This window comes from Streptacidiphilus sp. MAP12-20, assembly GCF_041262525.1.
Lineage (GTDB): Bacteria > Actinomycetota > Actinomycetes > Streptomycetales > Streptomycetaceae > Streptacidiphilus.
In genome coordinates this window covers 244,681-266,485 of the sequence record NZ_JBGCCK010000003.1, presented here as the reverse complement: position 1 = coordinate 266,485, position 21,805 = coordinate 244,681, and the positions used below count along the sequence as shown (strand labels likewise).

Below are 21,805 nucleotides of genomic sequence, written 5' to 3'. Positions count from 1 at the left end.
ACCCTTGCTACAAGTGTCCAGCGAGCTGGTCGAGGCAGTGTTCGCGGTCCGCCACGGCCCGTTCCCAGGCCCAGGCGCGCTTCAGCAGCAGGTGCACCGGGGCCTCCCAGGTGAAGCCCATTCCGCCGTGAACCTGCAGGCAGTCGCGGGCGTTGTGGACGGCGGCCTCGTCCGCGAGCAGCTTCGCGCCCGCGATCTCCTCGGAATCGGCGGAGACCGCCGCCGCGTACACGGCGACCCGCGCGAGCTCGGCGCGGGCGAGCATGTCCGCGCACAGGTGTTGCACTGCCTGGAACGCACCGATCGGCTGTCCGAACTGCTCGCGCGTGCGGGCGTAGTCGACGGCGTCGGCGAGGGCGCGGGCCGCGAGCCCGCACTGGAGCGCGGCCGTCAGCAGCGTCGCCTCGGCGGCGAGCCGGTCCGCGTCCGCTGCGGTGCAGAGCTCCCCGTCGGGCAGCGGACCGGTGATCTCCCACAGCGGCATCCGCGGGTCCACGGCCTGCGCGGGCCGCGCGTCGAGGCCGGCGCTGGGGACGATGCGGAGCGAGCCGTCGAGGTCGAGCAGCAGCACCCAGGTCAGCTCGGGCAGGTACGGCACGAGCACCGGCCCACGCGCGGGCACCCGGACGACTTCCGCCGTGTCCCGCCCCAGCGTGGCCGCCAGCTCCGAGCCGACCAGCGGCCCGCGCACCAGCGCCCGCCCCGCCTCCTCGAAGGCGAGCACGGCCTCCGCCAGCCCCAGCCCGAGCCCGTCCTGCGCCTCCGGCACCCGCAGCGTGAAGAGGCCGACGTCGTGCAGTCGCTCCCAGCCCGGCTCGCCGCGCGTCAGCAGCTCGCGCATGCCCTGCTGGAGCGCGCGTTGATCCTCCGTCAGTTGGAAGTGCACCGGTCAGCGCCCCTTCGGCAGGCCCAGGATGCGCTGGGCGACGATATTGCGCTGGATCTGCGAGGTCCCTGCGGCGATGGTGTAGGAGAGGCCCTGCAGCCGCTGCGCCGTCCACGGGCCCTCGATGAGCGCCTCGTCCCCGATGACGCGGGCGGCCAGGTCGTAGAGGTGCTGCCGCGCCTCGCTGAAGCGGAGCTTGAAGACGCTGCCCCCGGCCCCCGGCACGCCGCGCGAGGCGGCCTCGGAGACGTTCCACTGCACGAGCCGCCAGAGCGCGGCGAACTCGGCGGAGAGGGTCGCGAGTGCGCGGCGCAGCTCCAGATCGTCCCAGGCTCCGTTGGCCCGCGCGACGCGCGCGAGTTCGCGCACCTCGCGTCGGCAGGCCACAGCCTCACTGGCGAAGGCGGTGCCGCGCTCGAAGGACAGCGTCACCATGGTGACGCGCCAGCCGTCGTTCTCCTCGCCGACCCGGTTCGCCGCGGGCACGCGGACCTCGTCGAGGAAGAGCTCGGCGAACTCGGTCGTCCCGGCGAGCGTCCGCAACGGCCGGACGGTGACGCCGGGGGCGTCCATGTTCATGGCCAGCCAGGTGATGCCCTGGTGCTTGGGCGCGTCGGGATCGGTCCGGACGAGCAGTTCGCACCAGTCGGCGACTTCGGCGTGGGAGGTCCAGATCTTGCTGCCGGTGACGACGTAGCTGTCCCCGTCGCGGACCGCACGGGTACGGAGGGCGGCGAGGTCGCTGCCGGCGCCGGGTTCGCTGAAGCCCTGGCACCATATCTCGTCACCCCGGAGGATCGGCGGGAGGAGGCGGGCGCGCTGGGCGGGGGTCCCTTCGGCGGCGATGGTCGGGCCGGCGTGCAGCAGCCCGACGAAGCTCGCGCCGACGTAGGGAGCGCCGGCGCGCTCGGTCTCTTCGAGGAAGATGAGGTGTTCGGACGGACTAGCGCCCTTGCCTCCGGCGTCGACGGGCCAGTGGATCCCTGCGTAACCCGCGTCGAACAGCCGCCGCTGCCAGGCCGTGTCGTAGTCGCGGCGACCGGGCCAGTCGGAGGGATCGGGCGCGGCAGGAAGCTCGGGGAGAGTCTTGCCGAGCCATTCGCGCAGCCGATGACGGAAGTCGGCCTCGGCGGGGGTATCACTCAACAGCACGATGCAACTCCCTAAAGGGGCGCGGGGAACGGCGCGAGCAACCACCCGGGTCGGATGGCCCTGCGCGCTCGGGGCACACCACCTCAGTGGCTTGTCGCGCAGTTCCCCGCGCCCCTGGATAGTGCAACTAACGCTTCAGCTTTCCGTTCAGGTCCAAGTGACGGTCCAGATCCAGTTCCAACATCCTGATCGCATTGCCGCGCATGATCTTGTAGATCACCTCCGGTGACAGCCCCGCCATGTGATCGAGCGCCACCGCCTTCGTCTCCGGCCAGGTCGAGTCCACGTGCGGATAGTCCGTCTCGAAGGTCACGTTGTCCACGCCCACCGCGTCCAGCGAGGCGACCCCGTGCTTGTCACGGAAGAAGCACGCGAAGATCTGCCGGTAGTAGTACGTCGACGGCGGCTCGGGGATCAGGTCCCGCACGCCGCCCCAGGCGCGGTGCTCGCGCCAGACGTCGTCCGCCCGTTCCAGCGCGTAGGGGATCCAGCCCATCTGGCCCTCGCTGTACGCGAGCTTCAGCCGCGGAAAGCGGACCAGGACCCCGCTGAAGAGGAAGTCCGTCATCGACGCCATCGCGTTGTTGAAGCTCAACGTCGCCTGCACCGCCGGAGGCGCGTCCGGGGAGGCGGCCGGCATCTGCGAGGAGGAGCCGATGTGCATGCAGACGACCGTCCCGGTCGCCTCGCACTCGGCGAAGAACGGATCCCAGTAGCCGCTGTGAATGCTCGGCAGCCCGAGATACGTCGGGATCTCGCTGAAGCAGACCGCCCGGACGCCCCGCGCCGCGTTCCGCTTGATCTCCGCGACCGCCAACTGCACGTCCCAGAGCGGGATCAGGCACAGTGGGATCAGCCGCCCGCCGCTGTCCCCGCACCACTCCTCGACCATCCAGTCGTTGTAGGCCCGCACGCAGGCCAGCGCGACCTCCTTGTCGTGCGCCTCGGCGAAGGTCTGCCCGCAGAAGCGCGGGAAGGTCGGGAAGCACAGGGACGCCTCGACATGGTTGTTCTCCATGTCCTCGATCCGCGCCTTCGGGTCCCAGCAGCCGCGGCGCATCTCGTCGCGGGTGATGCCCTCCAGTGTCATCTCGTCGCGGTCGAAGCCGACCGCCGCGATGTTGCGCTTGTAAGGGAACTGCAGGTCCTCGTAGATCCACCAGTCGGTGGGCGGGCCGGCCGGGTCCATGCTGATGCGGTACTTGCCGCCGATGTACTCCAGCTGCCCGATGCCCGCGCGCAGCGCCTGGGGGCCGCGCTCCCGGTACTTGGCGGGCAGCCAGGTCTCGAAGAGATGCGCCGGTTCGATCACGTGATCGTCGACGCTCACCACCATCGGCAGTTCGGCGGAGCTATCGCTGTCCATGCGCGGCACCCTCTCCACAACCCTTTACCTGACGGTCCGTCAGATTCAGACTAGTGACGGACAGCGTCAGCGGCAAGCGAGCGAGGACCGGATGGGTGTAGAGCTCAAAGATCTGCTCGACCCGGCACATACGGCCGTGGTCACCTGCGAGTGCCAGCAAGGCGTGCTCGGCGAACCCGCGGTCTTCCCCGCACTCGCCGAGGCCGCCGCCCAATCCGGGCTGGTCGAGAACGTGCGGCTGCTCTGCGAGAGCGCCCGCCTCGTCGGCGTCCCGGTCGTGCACTGCACCGCCGAGCGGCGCGCGGACGGACTCGGGGCCAACACCAACGCCCGCCTCTTCGCCGCCGCCGCGCGGACGCCGCACACCGCGTTCGACCCGGCGCTGCATCCCGGCATCGGCGCGGACCCGGACCGCGACCTGGTCCTCCCCCGGCTGCACGGGCTCGGGCCCTTCCAGGACACCGGGCTGGCCTCGGTGCTGCGCAACCTCAAGGCGACGACCGTGATCGTCACGGGCGTCTCGGTCAACGTCGCCCTGCTGGAGCTGACCATGGGCGCGGTCGACGCCGGACTCCAGGTCGTCATGCCCGTCGACGCCGTCGCCGGGACCCCGCCGGAGTACGCCGAGGCGGTGCTCCGCCACACGCTCGCCCTGATCGCCACCCTCAGCGACACCCCGACCGTCGTCGCCGCACTCGCCACCACCGCCCCGAGGAGAGACTCGTGACCATCACCGACGCCGGTTCGGTCTGGGAACTTCTGGAACAACGCGTCGCGGCGACCCCGGACGCGCCGATGCTGATCCAGGCGGGTGACACCGAGGCGGACCCGGACCGCAGGCTCAGCTACCGCCAGGTCCGCGACCGGGCCGAGCGGGTCGCGGCAGGCCTGCGCGCCGAGCACGGCATCGGCGAGGGCACGCCCGTCGCCTGGCAGCTGCCGACGCGGATCGAGACCGTGATCGTCTCGCTCGCGCTCTCGCGCCTCGGCGCGGTGCAGACGCCGATCATCGCGATCTACCGGGGCGCCGAGGTCGGCCACATCCTGGGAGAGTCCGGCGCGCGGCTGTACCTCGTGCCCGGCGTCTGGCGTGGCTTCGACTACGTCAAGCTGGGCGAGGAGCTGACTCGGGGCTGGGCCGAGCCGCCCGCCGTCCGGGTCCTGTACACCGACGCCGACCTGCCCGACGGCGACCCTGCCACGCTGCCGCCCGCCCCGCGCGCGGACCTGGACGACGAGCACGCGCCGGTCCGCTGGATCTACTACACCTCCGGCATGACCTCCGCCCCCAAGGGCGCCCGGCACACCGACCGGACGCTGATCGCCGGCGGAAGCGGCTTCGCGCTGGCGCTGGACATGGGCCCCGACGACGTCGGTTCGATCGCCTTCCCCTACGCACACATCGGCGGGCCCGACTACCTGGTCGCGGTGCTGGTGCACGGCTTCCCCGCGCTGCTGCTGGAGGTCTTCGCGCTACCGGACGTGCTGCCCGCGTACCGGCGCAACGGGGTGACGATGGCGGGGGGCAGCACGGCGTTCTACTCGGCGTTCCTGGCCGAGCAGCGCAAGCTGCCCGCCGGGGAGCGGCTGATCCCCAGCCTGCGGATCATCTCCGGCGGCGGCGCGCCGATGCCGCCCGAGCTATACCGGGAGGTCACGGCCGAGATGGGCGTCGTGCTGGCGCACGGCTACGGCATGACCGAGGCCCCGGCGATCTGCATGGGCTCGCCGCGCGACACCCCCGAGCAGCTCGCCTACACCGAGGGCCACCCGGTGCGCGGCTGCGAGGTGCGGGTAGAGGAAGTAGCTGCGGCGCGAAGCGCCTCGGACAAGGGTGGTGGTGGGCGACGGGAGGGCGAAGTCTGGCTCCGCGGGCCGATGGTGTGCCGCGGCTACACCGACCCGGCGCTCACCGCCGAGGCATTCACCGCGGACGGCTGGTTCCGCACCGGCGACCTGGGCCACGTTCGCGAGGACGGCCACGTCCGGCTGACCGGGCGACTCAAGGACATCATCATCCGCAAGGGCGAGAACATCTCCGCCAAGGAGATCGAGGACCTGCTCTACCAGGACCCGCGCGTCGGCGACGTCGCCGTCATCGGCCTGCCCGACCCGGTGCGCGGCGAGCGCGTCTGCGCGGTGGTCGAGCGGAAGCCGGGCGTCGAGCCGCCGACGCTGGCCGAGGTGGCGGCGATGCTGAAGGCGGCCGGGCTGATGACGCAGAAGATCCCGGAGCAGCTGGAGGTCGTGGACGCACTGCCGCGCAACGAGACCTTGCGCAAGGTGCTCAAGCACCGCTTGAGGGACATGTTCGCGGCGTTGCCGTGGCAGGAGTCCTCCTGAAGGATCCCTTAGGGGAGTACCCCGCCGTCCGACTGTTCGGGGTTCATCCGTTGGTATGAAGAGGTTCCCTTTCCCCTGGGTAGCCTCGAAGGAGGTCTGATTTTCACCCGGTTGTCGCACCCGGAGACGGCGGGAGTTTCCTGAAGGGTCGGCGATGAGTCTCACCGGTACACCGTTCTTCGTGCTGACCATCTTCCTGATGATCGGCGCGCTGACGGCCCTGTTCCTGCTCTGGAACCGAATACCCGGGCCCACGACCCTCCGGGTGGCGGGCAGATTCGGGCTGGCGCTGTTCAGCCAGATCACGGCCGTGCTGATGGTGCTGGTCTACGTGAACAACAGCATGGGTCCGTTCTACGAGAGCTGGAGCGACCTCTTCGGCGGGAGCACCGCGCCCGTCACGACCGCCGTCGGCGGCAACCACGCCGCCCATGACGGCCGGCCGACCGACGGCAAGCTGCACTTCAGCTCGTACAGCCCCGGCGTGATGAAGGCGCACGCGGTCGGCGCGCGCTCCGGCGTCGAGGGCAGCCTGTACGTCTGGCTGCCGCCGCAGTACAACGACCCGGCCTTCGCGAACACGGACTTCCCCGTCGTCGTCCTGCTGCCCGGCACCCCGGGCACGCCGCAGACCTGGTTCGGGACCATGAAGGTCCAGGAGGAGATGCAGAAGCTGATGGCCAAGGGGCAGGCCCAGCCGATGATCATGGTCTCGGCGAAGCTGAACGTGCTCGGCGGCAACACCGATCCCGGCTGCGCCGACATCCCGGGCGTCGCGAAGACGGCGACCTGGCTGTCGAAGGACGTGCCGGAGCTGATCCGCAGCAACTTCCGCGCCGCGAAGGACCCGTCCCACTGGGGGATCATGGGCTACTCGGCGGGCGCGTACTGCGCGGTCAACCTCACGGTCCAGCATCCCGAGGCGTTCCACGCGGCGGTCAGCCTGTCGGGCTACAACGCACCCGAATCCCCGCTCGTCACCCGCGACCTCGCACTGTCCCGGGCGAACGACCCGCTGCTGCGCCTGAAGTACGCGAAGCAGCAGCCGCCGATCTCCCTGCTGATGGCCGGCAGCCTGCAGGACCCCGGTACGGTCCCGGCCGCGAAGGCCCTCCTGGGCGTCCTCCACCAGCCGGGCGCGAGCCGACTCCTGACCGTGGCGACAGGCGGCCACACCCCGGACGTCTGGCGCTCGATGCTCCCGGACGCGCTGACCTGGCTGTCGACGCAGACGAAGTAGTCCCGACGCCTCGCGAAGTGCGGCGAGCCGTCATGCCGACGTTGATGCACATGCGTCAGCTCCGGTCAAATGTGCATGACTTGTGGCGATTTGATCCCCATCCTGAGAGAGGTCTGGCCGATCCGGGGCGCCGTGTGGGCAGAATCTGATCGGCCGTGGCGGCCTGCGGGGGATGTCATGCGAAGCTGATCCGATCGGGAGCATTCCGCCGTGTTGTTCCACCCCCGCCAGTCCGGAGTCACCCCCCGGACCGACACCCCGGACAGCGCCCCGGACAGCACCCCCGACGGCGGTCTGACGAGCCGTGACATCGCCCTGGTGCGGGCGAGTCTGGCGGTGGTCGAGCCGTTCGCCGCGGATCTGGCGGTCTACTTCTACTCCATCTTGTTCACCCGATACCCGCAGGTCAGAGACATGTTCCCGGCGGGGATGGACGTCCAACGCGGGCGCCTGCTGCGGGCGCTGCTGCACATCGTCGACCTGGTCGACGACCCGGAGAGCCTGCAGCGCTTCTGCGCGCATCTGGGACGTGACCACCGCAAGTTCGGCACCGAGAACGCCCACTACGACGCCGTCGGGGAGTGCCTGTTGGCCTCCCTCGCCCGATACGCCGGCCCGGCGTGGAGCCCCGAGGTGGCTCACGCGTGGACGCTCGCCTACACCGCCGTGGCCCAGGTCATGATGCAGGCGGCGGACCAGGACGCCGGGGTGCGACCTGCCGTGTGGGGCGCCAGGATCGTGCACCGCCAGGACTTCTCGCACGGCATCGCGGCGATCACCGTGCAGCCCGACCAGCCCTACCGGTACGCCGCCGGACAGTACGTCAGCATGGAGACGCCGTGGTGGCCCAGAGAGTGGCGCTACTACTCCCCCGCCAACGCCCCGCGCGCCGACGGCACGATCACGTTCCACGTCCGCGCCCTTCCGAGCGGCTGGGTGAGCAACGCCCTGGTCCGGCGGTCCACGGTCGGCGACATGGTGCGGCTCGGACCTCCTCTGGGGGACATGGTGCTCGATCCCACCTCGAACCGCTCCCTCCTGTGTGTGGCCGGGGGCACCGGGCTGGCACCGATCCGCGCCCTCGTCGAGGAGGGCGCGCGCAGCGGCAACCCGCGCCAGATGGACGTCTTCGTCGGCGCCCGGACCGCCGACGAGCTCTACGGGCTCGACGACATGCTGCGCTTCGCTCAGCGCAACCACTGGCTCACGGTCCGGGCCGCCGTCTCCCACGAGGACATCCCCGGCCTCAGCGGGTCACTGCCCCAGGTACTCACAAAGTTCGGGCCCTGGTACCGGCACGACGCCTACCTGAGCGGACCCGCCCTCATGGTCACCGCCGCTGCCGACGCCCTGACCCGAACCGGGGTCCCACGCTCGCGCATCCGCCACGACCCGCTCGACGTGCCCGCCCTGTCCGTGACCTGAACCGGCCCGTCCCCCTTGACCCGACGAGGGGGCGCCAGCCCTGCGCTAGCCCTTCTGCCCGAGGAAGACCCTTCGGACCACGCGCTCCGCCGCGCCGCCGTCGTCCCAGGGGCAGAACTTGGCACGGAACGCCGCCCTCAGCTTGGCCGCCTCCGGGGACTCCCGCTCGCGGAGGACCGCGGCGAGCTCCTCCGGCGTGTGCGCGACCGCGCCCGGGGGTTCTGCCATCAGGTCGAAGTAGACGCCGCGGACGCGCTGGTAGTCCTCCCAGTCCGGGGCGAAGACCACGATCGGGCGGTCCAGGACGGCGTAGTCGAACATCGCCGACGAGTAGTCGGTGACCAGCACGTCCGCCGCGAGGTAGAGGTCCTCGACGGACGGGTGGCCGGAGACGTCCAGCACGCCCGCGTGCGTGGGGAGGCCCGCGTCGGCGTAGAAGTAGTGGGCGCGCATGAGCACCGTCGTCCGGGGACCGAGGCTGCGGGCCAGGGTGACGATGTCCAGCGGCGGGACGAAGGAGTCCTGCTGTTCGCGGTGGGTCGGGGTGTAGAGGACGACCCGGTGGTCCGCCGGAATGCCCAGGCTCTCGCGGACTGACGCGATCTCCGCCGGGGTCGCGTTCGCCAGGCGGTCGTTGCGCGGGTAGCCCGCCTCCAGCACCTCGTAGCGGCCCGGGTAGGCGCGGCCGAAGGCCTCGGTGGAGTGGGGGTTGGGCGAGACCAGGAAGTCCCAGCGGGCGACGTGCTCCAGCAGACGCTCGAAGTCCATGCCGTCGGCGGCCAGCGGGCGCTTCTTCAGGTCCAGGCCCAGGTACTTGAGCGGCGTGCCGTGTTGCGTCTGCACGTGCACGGAGCCAGGCCGCTTGGTCATCGTGTGCGGGAAGTTGACGTTGTTGACCAGGTACTTCGCGGTCGCCATGGCCTTCAGGTACGCGGGGGTGTTCGCCAGCACGTACGGCACGCCGGCCGGCAGCGCCGCGGCCGCGGCGCGGGTCTCCACCACCCAGACGCCCTTCACGCCCGGCGCCAGCTCCCGCATCCGCTCGTAGATGGCGGCCGGGTTGCAGGCGTAGCCGCGGTACCAGTAGGCCGCGTAGACCGCGAGGTTCTCGTTGAGCGGCAGGCGGCGGTAGCTCTCGAAGAGCCCGCGTCGGCCCGCGCCCCGGATCGCGCGCTTGAGCGTGCCCGGGAGCGTGCGCGGCAACGCGCGCAGTGGCCGCAGGCGCTGGTAGGCCCCCCACGCGCCGCGCTCGACCAGCCGGTACTGGACGCCGCGCAGGCCCTTCGGGAAGGCGTAGCCCGTCGGCCGGTGCCGGTGGAAGTGCTCGGTGGCGCGTTGGAAGAAGGACTCCCGCAGCCGGTCGGGGACCAGGCCCGGGGTGTCCAGGACGGTGACGGCCTGCTTGACCGTGCGGTCGAAGACGAGGCGGCGCAGCCGCGCCGGGATCTCCGGGTGACGGCCGAGGAAGTCGAAGATCGCGTCGTACTGCGCGAAGGCGTCCGCGTGCTTGGGCGAGGCGGTGTTGGTGATCGCCCCGGCGCGCCGGCGGCGGTAGAAGTAGACGTCGCGGTCCAGGTAGCTCAGCCGTTGGGCGGCCAGCAGCAGCGGATAGGTCACCGAGATGTCCTCGTAGTAGCCGCCGCCGAAGTGCACGTCGAGCGAGGTCAGGAACTCCCTGCGGACGACCTTGTTCCAGACCGCCATGATCATCTGCAGCAGTCCGGGGCGTTCCGCGAGCGTGAAGGTCTCCGGCAGCGGGGGCTCGACCAGCAGTCGGCGCCAGGTGTCGGGCTCGGTGCTGCCGTCGGGGTAGGTCCGGGCGAAGCCAGTGATCAGCACGTCGGGACGGACGGCGGCGAGCCGTGCGGCGATCTCGTCCACCGCGCCCTCGGCGAGCCAGTCGTCGGAGTCGACGAACCACACGTACTCGCCGGTGGCCTCGCGCAGCCCCACCTCGCGGGCGCCGCCCAGACCCCGGTTGACGGCCAGGTGCCGGACCCGCAGCCGGGAGTCGCGCGCGGCGTAGGCGTCGAGGATCTCGCCGCTGCGGTCGGGCGAGCAGTCGTCGACGGCGATGACCTCGAGGGTCGGCAGCTCGGCGGCGAGGATCGAGTCGAGGCAGCGCGGGAGGTAGTCGGCGACGCCGTACACAGGCAGCACGATGCTGAGGGAGACTCCCCTCTCTGCGGCGGCGGGGTTCAAGGCGGTCGCGCTCCCTGGTCGTGCAGTGGTGCGTACGTGCTGGGCACCCCGACTCTACTGGGCGGCAGCGGCGTCCACCGAGGTCGCTCGGCTCACCGAGGTCGCTCGTCGTCCACGGTGAAGAGGCGGTGCACGCCGAGCGCGGCGAAGACGCGGTGCACCTGGGAGGGGACGGCGCCCGCCGCGCGGTCCACCTCCGGCAGCACCAGGCGCAGCTCACCACCGCAGGAGCGCAGCAGCCGACGCGCGGCGATCAGCACGCCGACGCCGGTCGAGTCGCAGAAGCGGACCTCCGCGAGGTCGACCACGATGCGTCGCGAGCCGGTCGCGACCGCCTCCCTGACCGCCTCACGAACCTTCGAGCCGGTCCCGAGATCCAGGTCTCCGGCGACGTGCAGCAGTACCCAGCCGTCGTGCTCTTCCCGTTCCACCCTCAGCGTCGTCGTCATGGAGCCACGATTCCCTAGCATGTTCATGATGGTGATTCAGATTAGCCGCGGTCTGCGGAATCTGACACTCCGTGCCATCTTGCCTGTCCGGCGATTCTTCAAACACTCGGACGACGGGACCCGTCCGCGCTAGATTCGGCTTAAGGATTCCTTGGTCGTAGCTTGTGAAGCTCGTGAGGCGAAGCGGTGGTGCCGATGTCGAGTCCCGCGCCGATCCGCTGGGACCGGCAGATCCAGCGACGGCTGGCCCGCGGCGAGGAGTCCGCGCTGGGCGAGCTCTACGACCAGTTCGCGCCCCTGGTGCACGGCCTCGCCCATCGCGTGCTCGCCGACCAGGCCGCAGCCGAGCAGATCACCCGCGACGTGTTCACCCACGTCTGGGAGCACGCCGACAGCTTCGACCCCGGGCAGGGCTCCATGCGCTCCTGGATCGGCACGCTCACCCACCGCCGCGCGGTGGAGCGCCTGCGCCGCGAGCACGCGCTGGCCGCGGGCGACGGGGCGGAGGCGGCGGAGGGCGCGCCGCTGGAGCCGCCCAGCGTCGAGGAGGAGGTGCTGGCCGCGGCGACGGCCGCGCGGGTGCAGTACGTGGTGGCCTCGCTGCCGCAGGCACTGCGGGAAACGTTGCTGCTCACCTACTTCGGCGGGCGCACCTACGGGCAGGCCGCGAAGGAACTCGGCATCACGCCCGCGACCGCGAAACACCGGATGCGGCTCGGCCTGCAACTGCTGGCCACCGCCCTGTCCACGGAGCCGACCCGATGACCGCCACCGCGCCAGGCGCGCGAGACGCGCTGGAGCCACCCGCGCACGAGGCCCTGCGCGGGCTGCTGGGCGCGTGGGCGCTGGACGCCTGCCCGCCGGAGGAAGCCGCCCGACTGGAGGCCCACCTCGCCAACTGCCCCTCCTGCGCCGAGGAGGGCCACCGGCTGCGGGACGCCGCGGGCTGGCTCTCGGCGGACGAACCCCTCGACCCCGAGCCGAGCCTGCGGCGAGCGGTCCTCGACGGCTGCCTCGGCCGCCGCGACGCGACGTTCCACGTGCCCGCGTACGCGGAGCCCTACGTCGCCGAGACGGCCAGGCTGGACGCGCTGCTGCGCGACCTCGGCGAGCTGGACTGGCTGGAGCAGGCCGCGCTCACCTGGCACGGCGGCACGGAGCTGCGCCGCCCGGCGGAGGTCCTGTGCCACTTGGCCGCCGTCGACGGCGTCCTCGCCCGCGCGCTCGGCCTGCCGGATCCGGCCTCGGGCGACGACCTCCTGACCCGCACGGAAGAGGTGCGCTCCGCGCAGTCCCGGCGCTCCCCGGAGGCGGTCCGCGCCTTCTGGCGCGCGCAGACGCGCGCGGTGGTGGAGACCGCGGCGCTGGCCCCGCCGGAGACGGCGGGCGAGCGGGTGAACTACGGCGCGTTCCAGATCCCGGTCCGCGACGCGTTCCTTGACCGCGCGTTCGAGTGCTGGATCCACGCGGACGACATCGCGGAGGCTGTCGGCTACCCCTACCACCCACCGCGCGGCGCGCATCTGCGCCAGCTGATCGGCTTGGCAGCGAAGCTGTTGCCCTTGGCGCTGGCGAGTCTGCGGGAGGCGGGGCTGGCGACGTCGCCGGCGGTTGCCGAGCAGCCGCGCGTCCTGAAGCTGATCATCGAGGGCCGCGGCGAGAGTGAATGGCTGGTCCCGGTCGACGACCCCTCCTGGACCCCACCGCCCGGCACGGAGCCGACCTCGACGCTGGCGATCGACGGCGCCGAATTCTGCTTCCTCTGCGCCGCGCGGAGGGACCCGCGGCGGGTCCCCGTCGGCATCACCGGCGACCCAACCCTGGCCCGCGACCTCCTCTCGGCCGCGCCGCTCCTTTCACGTCCGTAGGACGTGAATAGGGGCGCGAGGAACTGCGCGAGCAACCACCCTGTGCGGATGGCCCTGCTCGTTCGGTGCTCTACGTGCGTGGGTGGCTTGTCGCGCAGTTCCCCGCGCCCCTAGAGGTGCAACCGACCCTCCGTCGTGACCTGTCGCGCCCACGATTGGCCCAAGAGTAAAAGTCAGGCAAAGACGACCGTGCGGGAGCCGTTCAGGAGCACGCGGTGTTCCGCGTGCCACTTCACCGCGCGGGCAAGCGCCTGGCACTCCGCGTCGCGCCCCAGCGCGACCAGCTTCTGCGGGGTGACGTCGTGCGCCACCCGCACGACCTCCTGCTCGATGATCGGGCCCTCGTCCAGCGCCGCAGTCACATAGTGCGCGGTCGCGCCGATCAGCTTCACGCCGCGTGCGTGCGCCTGGTGGTACGGCTTCGCGCCCTTGAAGCTCGGCAGGAAGGAGTGGTGGATGTTGATCGCTCGCCCGGTAAGGGCCTTGCACAGGTCGTCCGAGAGCACCTGCATGTAGCGGGCCAGGACCACCAGGTCCACCCGCTCCTCGTCCACCAGGCGCAGCAGCGCCGCCTCCGCCTCCGGCTTTGTGTCCGCCGTCACGGGGATGTAGTGGAACGGGACGCCGTACGAGCCGGCCAGCTCCTCGAAGTCGCGGTGGTTCGAGACCACGCCCGCGATCTCCACCGGCAGCGCGCCCGAGCTCGCGCGGAACAGCAGGTCGTTCAGGCAGTGACCGAACTTGCTGACCAGCAGCAGCACCCGCATCTTCGCCTCGGCCGGACTGATCTGCCAGTCCATGTGGAACGCGTCACCCGTCGCGGCGAAGCTGGCCCGCAGCTTCTCCAGGGTGACCGGCGGCTCCGCCGAGAAGTGGACCCGCATGAAGAACAGCTCGCTGTCCGCGTCGCCGAACTGCTGGCTGTCCACGATGTTGCAGCCGGTGAGGAAGAGATAGCTGGACACCGCGTGCACGATGCCCTGCTTGTCAGGGCAGGACAGGGTCAGGATGTACTGCTCGGCGGCGGCCACGGGGTGATTCCTCCCGGTTCTCGGTGTAGGCGAACCTTCGCACAGCGTGCCACAACCGCATGCCGCAACGGCGGCCCGTCTCACGCCGCGTGCTAGGCCCCGGCGTGCGTCAGGATCTCCAGCATGGCCAGCGAGCGCGGCGCGACGTCCGGGTCCTCCCCGTCCGCGAGCGCGAGCCGCACGTGTGCGTCGTGGCAGGCGCGGACGGCCTCGGGCCAGGCGTGGTGCTGGAAGTACGCGGAGGCGGGCGCGTCCGGGCCGACCTGGTGCATGATCCGCAGGACCCGCAGCACCGCCGTGTCGACCGCCGTCGCCTCCGCCGAGTCGCGGAAGATCGTGCCGACGTACTTCTCCGCCGACCAGCGGTCCAGCCAGGTGTCCTCGACCAGCCGGTAGACGGCGTCGGTGACGTCGCCGTAGCCCTCGCGTCCGGCGTACCAGCAGTCCTGCTGGAAGCGCGGGTCGCCGAGCATGTGCAACGCGGAACGGACCCGGGCCCGCCAGCGCCACCAGGGGATGTCAGTGAGCGGCATGCCGCCCATCCTCCTGGAGCGGGTGCCCGTTCGAGAAGACTTCTGGGGAGCCTCTTGGGAGACCTGTACCGCCTGCATGAGTCCCGATCCTACGTTCTACGCGTGTCCTCACCTCCTGTTCACCCTGCGGTGACCTTGCGTTACCCCTACGGCTCCCGGCTCGTCCGGATTCGTGGCAAGGGTGGCGACCTGACGGTTTTGACGCGGGAGGGGAACGCGCTCATGAGGTCCAAGGTGACCGAACGCGGTGCAAGGCGAAAGAAACTGGCCGCGGCGATCGCCGCAACGGCCATGTTGGGCTCCGGCGCGGCGGGCTGCGGGGGCAGCGCGAGCGCCGACAGCGCCAACGCGATCACGGTGATGACCTGGGCGCCGATGGACGGGCGGGCCGGCTCGGAGCCCGGCATGCCCGCGCTGGCGGAGGCCATCGGCAAGTACTTCGACGACAACGGCGGGGTGGCCGGGCACCCGGTCCGGGTCATCACCTGCGACGAGCACGGCACCTCCGACGGCGCGATCGCCTGCGCGAACCAGGCGGCCGCGGCGAAGGTCGTGGCGGTGGTCGGCTCGTCGAGCCAGTTCGGCGACCAGTTCCTGCCGATCCTGGAATCCGCGGGCATCAGCTACGTCGGCGGCTCGGGTTCCTCCACCGCGGAGTTCACCTCGCCGTACTCGTACCCGGTGAACGGCGGCTACCAGACCCTGCTGGTCGGCAACGGCGAGCAGCTCGCGACGGCCGGCTGCCGCAGGATCGCGATCGTCCGGCCGGACACCGCGGTGGGCGACAGCATGTACGCCTACTTCAGCAACGGCCTGGCCCCGTATCACCTCTCCGCCGTCGACGTCCGGGCGGTGCCCGGCCGGACCAACTACCAGGGCGAGATCGAGGCGGCCGTCGGCTCGGACCGAGCGCACGACTGCGTCACCAGCGCGATGGACGCGGCCTCGACGCAGACCCTCTTCGACGGCTGGCGCCGCTTCGCCCCCTCGCACGCGCGCCTCTCGGCGCTGATCGGAAGCTTCCAGCAGTCGCTGGTGGACTCGATGGGCGGCGCGGACAGCCCCCTGGAGGGCGCGCTGGCGACCGGCTGGTACCCGCCGGACAGCAGCCCGGTCTGGAAGAACCTGCACACGGTGGTGAAGCAGTACGCCTTCACCGACAACAGCATCAGCGCGGCGGACCCGGGCGTGGAGACGACCTGGATCGCCTACCAGGTCTTCAAGAAGGTCGCCGACCAGATCCAGGGCCCGGTGACGGCCCTCACGGTCCACGCGGCGTTCGACGCGACGGGTCCGGTCGACACGGGCGGCGCGACGCCGCCGCTGGCCTGGCAGGGCGGCAACCTGGTGGCCCTCCAGTCGGCGCCCCGCACGGTCAACACCTGGGTCAGCTTCCAGCAGGTCCGCAGCGGTGTCCTCACGGAGTCCCACACCGGCCTGATCAACGTCTCCACCGAACTCACCAGCTGACGCGACAGGTCACTACGAGGGTCAGTTGCACCTCCAGGGGCGCGAGGAACTGCGCGACAAGCCACCCACGCAGGTAGAGCCCCGAACGGACAGGGCTATCCGCACAGGGCGGTTGTTCGCGCACGCAGTGAATCAAGCAGAGCCCCGCGCCCCCGGAGGGCTAGAGCTGGCTGTAGGTCTTCGCGGGGAGGCTGTTGGCCGCGGCGATCGCGTTCCAGAGGGCGGAGGCCTGCTTCTTCGCCGAGGTCGCGTCGCCACTGGCGTTGTTGCCCGCCGCGCCCTCGCCGCCGGCCTGGGGGTGGTGGTGCTTCTGGCAGGGGCCCACAGAGGCCGCGGCCCAAGCCGCATAGTGCTCGTCGGCCTGCTGGGACGCCTGCCAGCCCCGGGTGAGCGCGTCGACCAGCGCCGCGCCCTGCTGGAGCTGGTCCACCTTCAGCGCGGCCAACTGCGTCACCAGGTTCGCCCGCGCCTGCGAGGCGGCGGTCAGCGTCTGCTGGTCCTGCGGCAGCCCCGAGCACGCCTTGATGTTCTCCACGGCGGCGACCACCGACTGGCGGTTGTTGGCCGCCGTGTCCAGCAGCGCGCTCAGCGCCTGGGCCTGGGGGGAGATGCCCTTCGCCGCGCCGCCGTCCTTGGCCGCCGTCGGCTGGGACACGGCCGATCCGGACGCCTGCGGGGACGCCGACGAGGTGCCACCGCCCAGCATCGCGCCCATGCCGATGCCGACCACCGCGCACGCCGCGACGACGCCGATCGCGATCGCCCGCATCGACGGCCCGCTGCGCGGGGGCTCCTGCTCCTCCTCGTAGCCGCCCCCGGCGTAGCCACCGTCCGAGTAGCCGCCGTCTGCGTAGCTGCCGCTGTCCTGGTAGCCGCCCTGCTGCTGCGCGTACGGCGAGTAGGGCTGCTCGTACCCCTGCTGTGGCTGCCCGTAGGGCGCCTGCGGCGCAGCCGGCATCGGGGGCAGGAACTGGGTCGCAGCGGCCTGCGGCTCGGGCGCGAGGTGGTGCGGCTGCTGCTCGGCGTAGGCCGCCGTCGGCTCGGACTCCGGACGGAAGAGGTCATCCGGAGTGAGCTCGCCGGGGTTGGGACGACGATGGTTCACGCGCTTCCTCACCTATGGACCGAGCCGGTCCCCGTAGGCCGTACTCACAACGGCCACACGCTACCCGCTCACCCCGACGAGTGACCATCCTGATGGACGCCGTCTCACCCTTCCCCTACGCGGCCGCCTCCGCCATCGCCCTGGCCTGGAACTCCTGGACCGCCCGCTGGTTGCGGAACGGCTCCAACTTGCGGCGGAAGTCGTCCAGGTACTCCGAACCGCGCGCCGATCGCAGGCAGGACATCAGCTCCATCGCCCGTGCCCCCGTCTCGCACGCCTGGTCGACCTCACGCAGTTGCAGCTGCGCCGTCGCCAGCAGCACCAGATCCACGGCGCGCCGCCGCACCCGCGTCTCCGGGTGGCCCCGCAGCGCCTCCTGGGCCTGCCGCGCGCTCTGCCTCGGCTGATCCAAGTCGCGATGGCAGTGCGCGAGTTCGTCGGCCAGGTAGGCGCCGTCGAAGTGGCCGATCCACTCCGGGTCCTCCTCCGGGCGGCTGTGCTCCAGCGACTGCATCGCACGGCCCGCCGCCGCGTCGCAGGAGCGGCTGTCGCCGAGCAGCGCGTGGCCGCGGGCCTCCGCCGCGTAGAACATCGCCATCGCCGTGGGCGTCGCCGCGCCCCGCGCGCCCTCCTGGGCGGCGCGGGCCAACTGCGCGATCTCACGCGGGTTGCCGAGCGCGGCAGCGAGATGGCTCATCGAGGAGGCCAGCACGTAGCCGCCGTAGGCGCGGTCGCCCGCCGCCTGGGAGAGCCGCAGCGCCTGGATGTAGTAGCGCTGGGCCAGGCCCGGCTGGCCGGTGTCGATGGCCATGTAGCCGGCCAGCTCGGTCAGCCGCGCCACCGCGGTGAACAGTTGGCGTCCGGTCTCCTCGCGGTAGGAGCCGGAGAGCAGGCCGGAGACCACGGAGTTGAGGTAGTGCACCACGACCGGCCGGACGTGCCCGCTGCCGAAGCGATGGTCCAGGTCGACCAGCATCTGCGTCGTCGCCCGGACGGCCTCCACGTCCGCCGGGCCGACGCGTGGCCCGCCGGTGCGCGCCACCGACGGGTCGGGGCCGGTGATCAGCCAGTCACGGCTCGGCTCGACCAGCGCGGAGGCGGCGACCTGGGCCCCGGTCAGGAAGTCGCGCCGCCCGACGTCGCTGCGCCACAGCTCGCAGACCTGCTCGACGGCCCCGGCCAAGGTCGCGGAGAACTGCAGGCCGATGCCGGAGGAGAGGTTCTTGCCGTCGGCCATGCCGATCTCGTCGACCGTCACCTGCCGGCCCAGCTTGCGCCCGATCGCCTCCGCGATCACGGACGGGGCCTGCCCGCGCGGCTGCTGGCCCCGCAGCCAGCGCGCGACGGACGTCTTGTCGTACCGCAGGTCGAGCGAGTGCTCGGCCCCGCAGAGGTTGACCCGGCGGGCCAGGCCCGCGTTGGAGCAGCCGGCCTCCTGAATCAGGGCCTGGAGCCGTTCGTTGGGCTGTCGTGCGACGAGCGGTCTGGCGGCCATGGACGTCACTGCCTCCCCTTTGAGGTCGGAGGTCGCAGGACAGGAGCATGCCCCTGATGCGTTCCGGTGATGCGTCACGAGGTGTCAATCGCGGGCAATGGCTTGGAATATCAGGACATTCGGTGCGGGAACTCCAGCGTATCGAAGTGACAAGGAGTACACATACCCGCCGCCGGGGGGCTCACCACATGTGCGCCCCCTGTTGTGCAACCGCGCGCCCCGCGTGTCGCGTCCCGGATGGCCGAGTTTTCTCAGAAGCCCGTAACCCCTGCCCCTGCCGCGAGTTGTGCAGCACGTGGAAGACACCCTGGGAGCCACCCAGCAGGACGAACTCGCGGACACCGGCAGGGGTGCCGCGCGTGACGCCCTGTTGACGGCGGCGGTCACGTACGCGGAGGAGCGGCACTGGGAGGTCTCCCCCGGCGCCTGGCTGTTGGAGGACGACGGCCCGCCGCGCTGCTCCTGCGGCGACCCGGCCTGCCCGATGCCGGGCGCGCACCCGGCCACCCGCGACTGGACGCGTCGCGCGAGCTCGGGCCCCGGCGTCGTCCGCCGCTGGTGGACGGAGAACCCGCAGGCGTCGATCCTGCTGCCGACGGGCCGGTCCTTCGACGCGATCGACGTGCCCGAGGTGGCCGGCTGCCTGGCGCTGGCGCGGATGGAGCGGATGGGTCTGCAGCTGGGCCCCGTGCTGGCGATGCCGGGCGGCCCGGGGCGTGGCCGCAGGCTGGTCTTCCTGGTCCTGCCGGGCGCGCTTCCGAAACTGCCGGACATGCTGCGACGCCTCGGCTGGGGCCCGGGCCGGCTGGACCTGGTCGGCCACGGCGAGGGCGGCTGGGTCGTCGCCCCGCCGACGCGGATCGGCGCGCTGGGCTACGCGCAGTGGGCCCGGGAGCCGACAGCGCTGAACCGCTGGTTGCCGGAGGCGGCCGAGGTCATCAACCCCATTGCTTACGCCTGCGGCCGAGAGGCGCCGCTGCCCGCACACGCGGGGCAGTAGCACAAGCCCGGCAATCCCCTGTGCCCCCGAGTCACGCGGTGTTCGCTCCCGCGGCGGACCGGGGGCGCAGTCACGCCGTGCGGCGGGCTGGCTGACTGCGGAATCTACCCACTCGGGAGGCTGGAAAAGCCCCACCTTCGAGTGATGGGGCTCAAGGATTGTCCGGAGATGCCGAGGGGATCTATCTCCTCGTAAGGGTCAGCGCAGCGGCAGCACCGGAACGGAAGGAGAGACCGCTTCGTCAGGGGGCGCCCGGAGGGGAAGCCGGGCTCGGCGGGGGAAGCGGGGAGGGAAGATCGGGGGATCGCGAGGGGCCTCGGCGCTCGGGGAAAGTCAGCCGAGGCCCCTCGCCTTTTGGCCCGCAGGGCCATCAGGGGCGCGAGGCTCTACCGATTTGCGGCTCCGCCGCGCGGGCGCGAGCGGTCACGACGGAGGGCCCGTTGCAGCACCCAGGGGCGCGAGGAACTGCGCGACAAGCCACCCAGTGAGGTGAGTCCCCGATCGAGCAGGGCCATCCGCACAGGGTGGTTTCTCGCGCATGTAGTTCATCGAGCAGAGCCCCGCGCCCCTGAGGTAGTGCAACGTCCCGTTCTGCAGAAGTGCTACGCCCGGGCGACGAAGACGTGGGCGGCGATGTCCTTGCCCAGTTCCGCGGCTTCGCCGCCGCTGCCGACGAGTACGCCGCCCGTGGACTCCGTCACGTTGACGACCGCGCCCGGCTGCACGCCGGCCCGGCGCAGGGTGTACATCAGCTGGGCGTCCGTCTGGATCGGCTCACCGATACGGCGGATGATCACCGCCCTGCTCTCCGAGCCCGGCGCCAGCTCGTCCAGGGCGATCAGCGTCTCCGCCTCGTCCGCCGGGGTCTCCCCCAGCTCCTCCAGCCCGGGGATCGGGTTGCCGTACGGCGACTCCGTCGGGTGGCGCAGCAGCTCGAGGACGCGCCGCTCCACCGCCTCGCTCATCACGTGCTCCCAACGGCACGCCTCCGCGTGCACCTGCTCCCACTCCAGGCCGATCACGTCGACCAGCAGGCACTCCGCGATCCTGTGCTTCCGCATCACCCGCGTCGCGAGCTTGCGGCCCTCCGCCGTCAGCTCCAGGTGGCGGTCGTCCGCGACGGTCACCAGGCCGTCACGTTCCATCCGGGCGACGGTCTGGCTGACCGTGGGCCCGCTCTGCTCCAGGCGCTCCGCGATACGGGCGCGCATGGGGACGACGCCCTCTTCCTCCAGCTCGAAGATCGTCCGCAAGTACATCTCGGTGGTGTCGATCAGGTGGCCTGACATCGGACAGCGGGCTCCGTTCCTCAAAAGTGCTCCGGTCGCGCTCCCGGGTGCTCCTCAATTCTTGCGCATGCCGCCGACAATCGGCTGCGGCCTGCAACGCGGGCCGCCGATGCTTCGTGCCCGCGCGGTGTTGACAGCGCCCCCGCGCACCCAGCACCGTGCCTGTCACCACCCACCTACGCAGGGGAGTCACGAGTCCCGATGAGCGATCTCGCCGGTCAGTATCTCGACGCCGCCATCGCCCACCTCCAGCGGATCAGGGCGGAGGAGTCCGCCGGCGTCGAGGCCGCCGCCGAGGCGCTCGCCCGGACGATCAAGGAAGGCGGGCGCGTCTTCACCTTCGGCGCCGGCCACTCCTCGCTGCCCGCGCAGGACGTCGTCTACCGGGCCGGCGGACTCGTTCTGATGAACCTGCTCGCCGTCCCCGGCGTGATCGGCGTCGATGTCATGCCGGCCCACCTGGGCAGCGCGCTGGAGCGGGTTCCCGGGCTGGCCACCGCGACGCTGGACGCCGGGCCCGCCCGCGCCGGCGACCTGCTCTTCGTGATCTCGCTCTCCGGCCGCCAGGTCATGCCCGTCGAGCTGGCCAGGCACGCGCGCGAGCGCGGGTTGACCGTCGTCGGCGTCACCTCGCTGGCGTATCCGGCCGCGGTCACCTCGCAGCACCCGAGCGGGCTCTACCTCAAGGACGTCTGCGACATCGTCCTGGACAGCAAGATCGCGGTGGGCGACGGCGAGCTGACCGCCCCCGGCGCGGAGACCACCTTCGGGCCGGTCTCGACGGTGACCACGGTCGCGCTGATGCAGTCCGTCGTGGCCGTGGCCGTCGGCAAGCTCGTCGAGGCCGGGATCACCCCGCCGCTGTTCCGCTCCGGCAACGTCGACGGCGGCACCGACTGGAACGCCAAGCTGATGGCCGAGCACAAGGACCGCATCTTCTACGCCTTCTAG

19 protein-coding genes are annotated in these 21,805 nt (G+C 71.5%); 9 read left to right on the top strand and 10 right to left on the bottom strand.

The window, feature by feature from the left end; genetic code table 11:
• Positions 1 to 7 precede the first annotated feature (7 nt).
• The 3 genes from ABIA32_RS05640 to ABIA32_RS05630 form a co-directional block, all read right to left on the bottom strand.
• Positions 8 to 886 (bottom strand): acyl-CoA dehydrogenase family protein, encoded by an 879-nt coding sequence (locus ABIA32_RS05640; RefSeq protein ID WP_370092712.1) that lies wholly within the window; start codon positions 884 to 886, stop codon positions 8 to 10.
• Between the two features lie 3 nt (positions 887 to 889).
• The gene (locus tag ABIA32_RS05635; RefSeq protein ID WP_370092711.1) at positions 890 to 2,038 is read right to left on the bottom strand and encodes an acyl-CoA dehydrogenase family protein; all 1,149 of its coding nucleotides are present in this window, start codon (positions 2,036 to 2,038) and stop codon (positions 890 to 892) included.
• Between the two features lie 127 nt (positions 2,039 to 2,165).
• Positions 2,166 to 3,404 (bottom strand): amidohydrolase family protein, encoded by a 1,239-nt coding sequence (locus ABIA32_RS05630; protein WP_370092710.1) that lies wholly within the window; start codon positions 3,402 to 3,404, stop codon positions 2,166 to 2,168.
• Between the two features lie 91 nt (positions 3,405 to 3,495).
• On the opposite strand from ABIA32_RS05630, the gene ABIA32_RS05625 reads away from it, so the two are divergent.
• The 4 genes from ABIA32_RS05625 to ABIA32_RS05610 all read left to right on the top strand — a co-directional run bounded on the left by ABIA32_RS05625 (position 3,496) and on the right by ABIA32_RS05610 (position 8,412).
• Complete coding sequence (locus ABIA32_RS05625) at positions 3,496 to 4,131, top strand: isochorismatase family protein (RefSeq protein WP_370092709.1); 636 nt, start codon at positions 3,496 to 3,498, stop codon at positions 4,129 to 4,131.
• Positions 4,128 to 5,747 carry a class I adenylate-forming enzyme family protein gene (locus ABIA32_RS05620; protein ID WP_370092708.1) on the top strand — a complete coding sequence of 540 codons (1,620 nt, stop codon included), beginning with the start codon at positions 4,128 to 4,130 and terminating at the stop codon, positions 5,745 to 5,747. Before ABIA32_RS05625 ends, ABIA32_RS05620 begins: the two co-directional genes overlap by 4 nt.
• Before the next feature lie 154 nt (positions 5,748 to 5,901).
• Complete coding sequence (locus ABIA32_RS05615; RefSeq protein WP_370092707.1) at positions 5,902 to 6,987, top strand: alpha/beta hydrolase; 1,086 nt, start codon at positions 5,902 to 5,904, stop codon at positions 6,985 to 6,987.
• Between the two features lie 210 nt (positions 6,988 to 7,197).
• Positions 7,198 to 8,412: a globin domain-containing protein gene (locus ABIA32_RS05610; RefSeq protein ID WP_370092706.1), complete on the top strand. Its 1,215-nt coding sequence runs from the start codon at positions 7,198 to 7,200 to the stop codon at positions 8,410 to 8,412.
• Between the two features lie 45 nt (positions 8,413 to 8,457).
• Here ABIA32_RS05610 and ABIA32_RS05605 read toward each other — a convergent pair whose 3' ends face one another.
• The gene (locus ABIA32_RS05605; RefSeq protein ID WP_370092705.1) at positions 8,458 to 10,572 is read right to left on the bottom strand and encodes a CDP-glycerol glycerophosphotransferase family protein; all 2,115 of its coding nucleotides are present in this window, start codon (positions 10,570 to 10,572) and stop codon (positions 8,458 to 8,460) included.
• Between the two features lie 134 nt (positions 10,573 to 10,706).
• Positions 10,707 to 11,063 (bottom strand): STAS domain-containing protein, encoded by a 357-nt coding sequence (locus tag ABIA32_RS05600; protein ID WP_370092704.1) that lies wholly within the window; start codon positions 11,061 to 11,063, stop codon positions 10,707 to 10,709.
• Positions 11,064 to 11,258: 195 nt separating this feature from the next.
• Here ABIA32_RS05600 and ABIA32_RS05595 point away from each other — a divergent pair, with 195 nt between their 5' ends.
• Together ABIA32_RS05595 and ABIA32_RS05590 are read left to right on the top strand one after the other, a co-directional pair.
• On the top strand, positions 11,259 to 11,828 hold the full coding sequence (locus ABIA32_RS05595) for a sigma-70 family RNA polymerase sigma factor (RefSeq protein WP_370092703.1): 570 nt from the start codon (positions 11,259 to 11,261) through the stop codon (positions 11,826 to 11,828).
• Positions 11,825 to 12,931 carry a zf-HC2 domain-containing protein gene (locus ABIA32_RS05590; RefSeq protein ID WP_370092702.1) on the top strand — a complete coding sequence of 369 codons (1,107 nt, stop codon included), beginning with the start codon at positions 11,825 to 11,827 and terminating at the stop codon, positions 12,929 to 12,931. The genes ABIA32_RS05595 and ABIA32_RS05590 overlap by 4 nt, the downstream gene beginning before the upstream one ends.
• 173 nt (positions 12,932 to 13,104) lie before the next feature.
• Here the strand turns inward: ABIA32_RS05590 and purU are convergent, their stop codons facing one another.
• Positions 13,105 to 13,962 (bottom strand): formyltetrahydrofolate deformylase, encoded by an 858-nt coding sequence (purU, locus tag ABIA32_RS05585; protein ID WP_370092701.1) that lies wholly within the window; start codon positions 13,960 to 13,962, stop codon positions 13,105 to 13,107.
• Positions 13,963 to 14,054: 92 nt separating this feature from the next.
• A complete protein-coding gene (locus tag ABIA32_RS05580) occupies positions 14,055 to 14,573 on the bottom strand; it encodes a hypothetical protein (protein ID WP_370092700.1) in 519 nt (172 codons plus the stop codon).
• 144 nt (positions 14,574 to 14,717) lie between these two features.
• On the opposite strand from ABIA32_RS05580, the gene ABIA32_RS05575 reads away from it, so the two are divergent.
• The gene (locus tag ABIA32_RS05575; RefSeq protein WP_370092699.1) at positions 14,718 to 15,965 is read left to right on the top strand and encodes an ABC transporter substrate-binding protein; all 1,248 of its coding nucleotides are present in this window, start codon (positions 14,718 to 14,720) and stop codon (positions 15,963 to 15,965) included.
• Positions 15,966 to 16,125: 160 nt separating this feature from the next.
• Here the strand turns inward: ABIA32_RS05575 and ABIA32_RS05570 are convergent, their stop codons facing one another.
• Together ABIA32_RS05570 and ABIA32_RS05565 are read right to left on the bottom strand one after the other, a co-directional pair.
• A complete protein-coding gene (locus ABIA32_RS05570) occupies positions 16,126 to 17,070 on the bottom strand; it encodes a hypothetical protein (RefSeq protein ID WP_370092698.1) in 945 nt (314 codons plus the stop codon).
• A gap of 115 nt (positions 17,071 to 17,185) precedes the next feature.
• The gene (locus ABIA32_RS05565; RefSeq protein WP_370092697.1) at positions 17,186 to 18,565 is read right to left on the bottom strand and encodes a transcriptional regulator; all 1,380 of its coding nucleotides are present in this window, start codon (positions 18,563 to 18,565) and stop codon (positions 17,186 to 17,188) included.
• 295 nt (positions 18,566 to 18,860) lie between these two features.
• Here ABIA32_RS05565 and ABIA32_RS05560 point away from each other — a divergent pair, with 295 nt between their 5' ends.
• Complete coding sequence (locus ABIA32_RS05560) at positions 18,861 to 19,565, top strand: bifunctional DNA primase/polymerase (protein ID WP_370092696.1); 705 nt, start codon at positions 18,861 to 18,863, stop codon at positions 19,563 to 19,565.
• A 602-nt stretch (positions 19,566 to 20,167) separates the two neighbouring features.
• Here ABIA32_RS05560 and ABIA32_RS05555 read toward each other — a convergent pair.
• Positions 20,168 to 20,854 carry a metal-dependent transcriptional regulator gene (locus ABIA32_RS05555; RefSeq protein ID WP_370092695.1) on the bottom strand — a complete coding sequence of 229 codons (687 nt, stop codon included), beginning with the start codon at positions 20,852 to 20,854 and terminating at the stop codon, positions 20,168 to 20,170.
• A 201-nt stretch (positions 20,855 to 21,055) separates the two neighbouring features.
• Between ABIA32_RS05555 and ABIA32_RS05550 the strand changes: the two genes are divergently transcribed.
• The gene (locus tag ABIA32_RS05550; RefSeq protein WP_370092694.1) at positions 21,056 to 21,805 is read left to right on the top strand and encodes a sugar isomerase domain-containing protein; all 750 of its coding nucleotides are present in this window, start codon (positions 21,056 to 21,058) and stop codon (positions 21,803 to 21,805) included.

Coding starts and splice junctions, on each gene's coding strand:
- ABIA32_RS05630 (WP_370092710.1), bottom strand. CDS start 3,404: ATGGACAGCGATAGCTCCGCCGAACTGCCGATGGTGGTGAGCGTCGAC.
- ABIA32_RS05625 (WP_370092709.1), top strand. CDS start 3,496: ATGGGTGTAGAGCTCAAAGATCTGCTCGACCCGGCACATACGGCCGTG.
- ABIA32_RS05615 (WP_370092707.1), top strand. CDS start 5,902: ATGAGTCTCACCGGTACACCGTTCTTCGTGCTGACCATCTTCCTGATG.
- ABIA32_RS05600 (WP_370092704.1), bottom strand. CDS start 11,063: ATGACGACGACGCTGAGGGTGGAACGGGAAGAGCACGACGGCTGGGTA.
- ABIA32_RS05595 (WP_370092703.1), top strand. CDS start 11,259: ATGTCGAGTCCCGCGCCGATCCGCTGGGACCGGCAGATCCAGCGACGG.
- ABIA32_RS05590 (WP_370092702.1), top strand. CDS start 11,825: ATGACCGCCACCGCGCCAGGCGCGCGAGACGCGCTGGAGCCACCCGCG.
- ABIA32_RS05580 (WP_370092700.1), bottom strand. CDS start 14,573: ATGCAGGCGGTACAGGTCTCCCAAGAGGCTCCCCAGAAGTCTTCTCGA.
- ABIA32_RS05575 (WP_370092699.1), top strand. CDS start 14,718: ATGAGGTCCAAGGTGACCGAACGCGGTGCAAGGCGAAAGAAACTGGCC.
- ABIA32_RS05565 (WP_370092697.1), bottom strand. CDS start 18,565: ATGGCCGCCAGACCGCTCGTCGCACGACAGCCCAACGAACGGCTCCAG.
- ABIA32_RS05555 (WP_370092695.1), bottom strand. CDS start 20,854: ATGTCAGGCCACCTGATCGACACCACCGAGATGTACTTGCGGACGATC.
- ABIA32_RS05550 (WP_370092694.1), top strand. CDS start 21,056: ATGAGCGATCTCGCCGGTCAGTATCTCGACGCCGCCATCGCCCACCTC.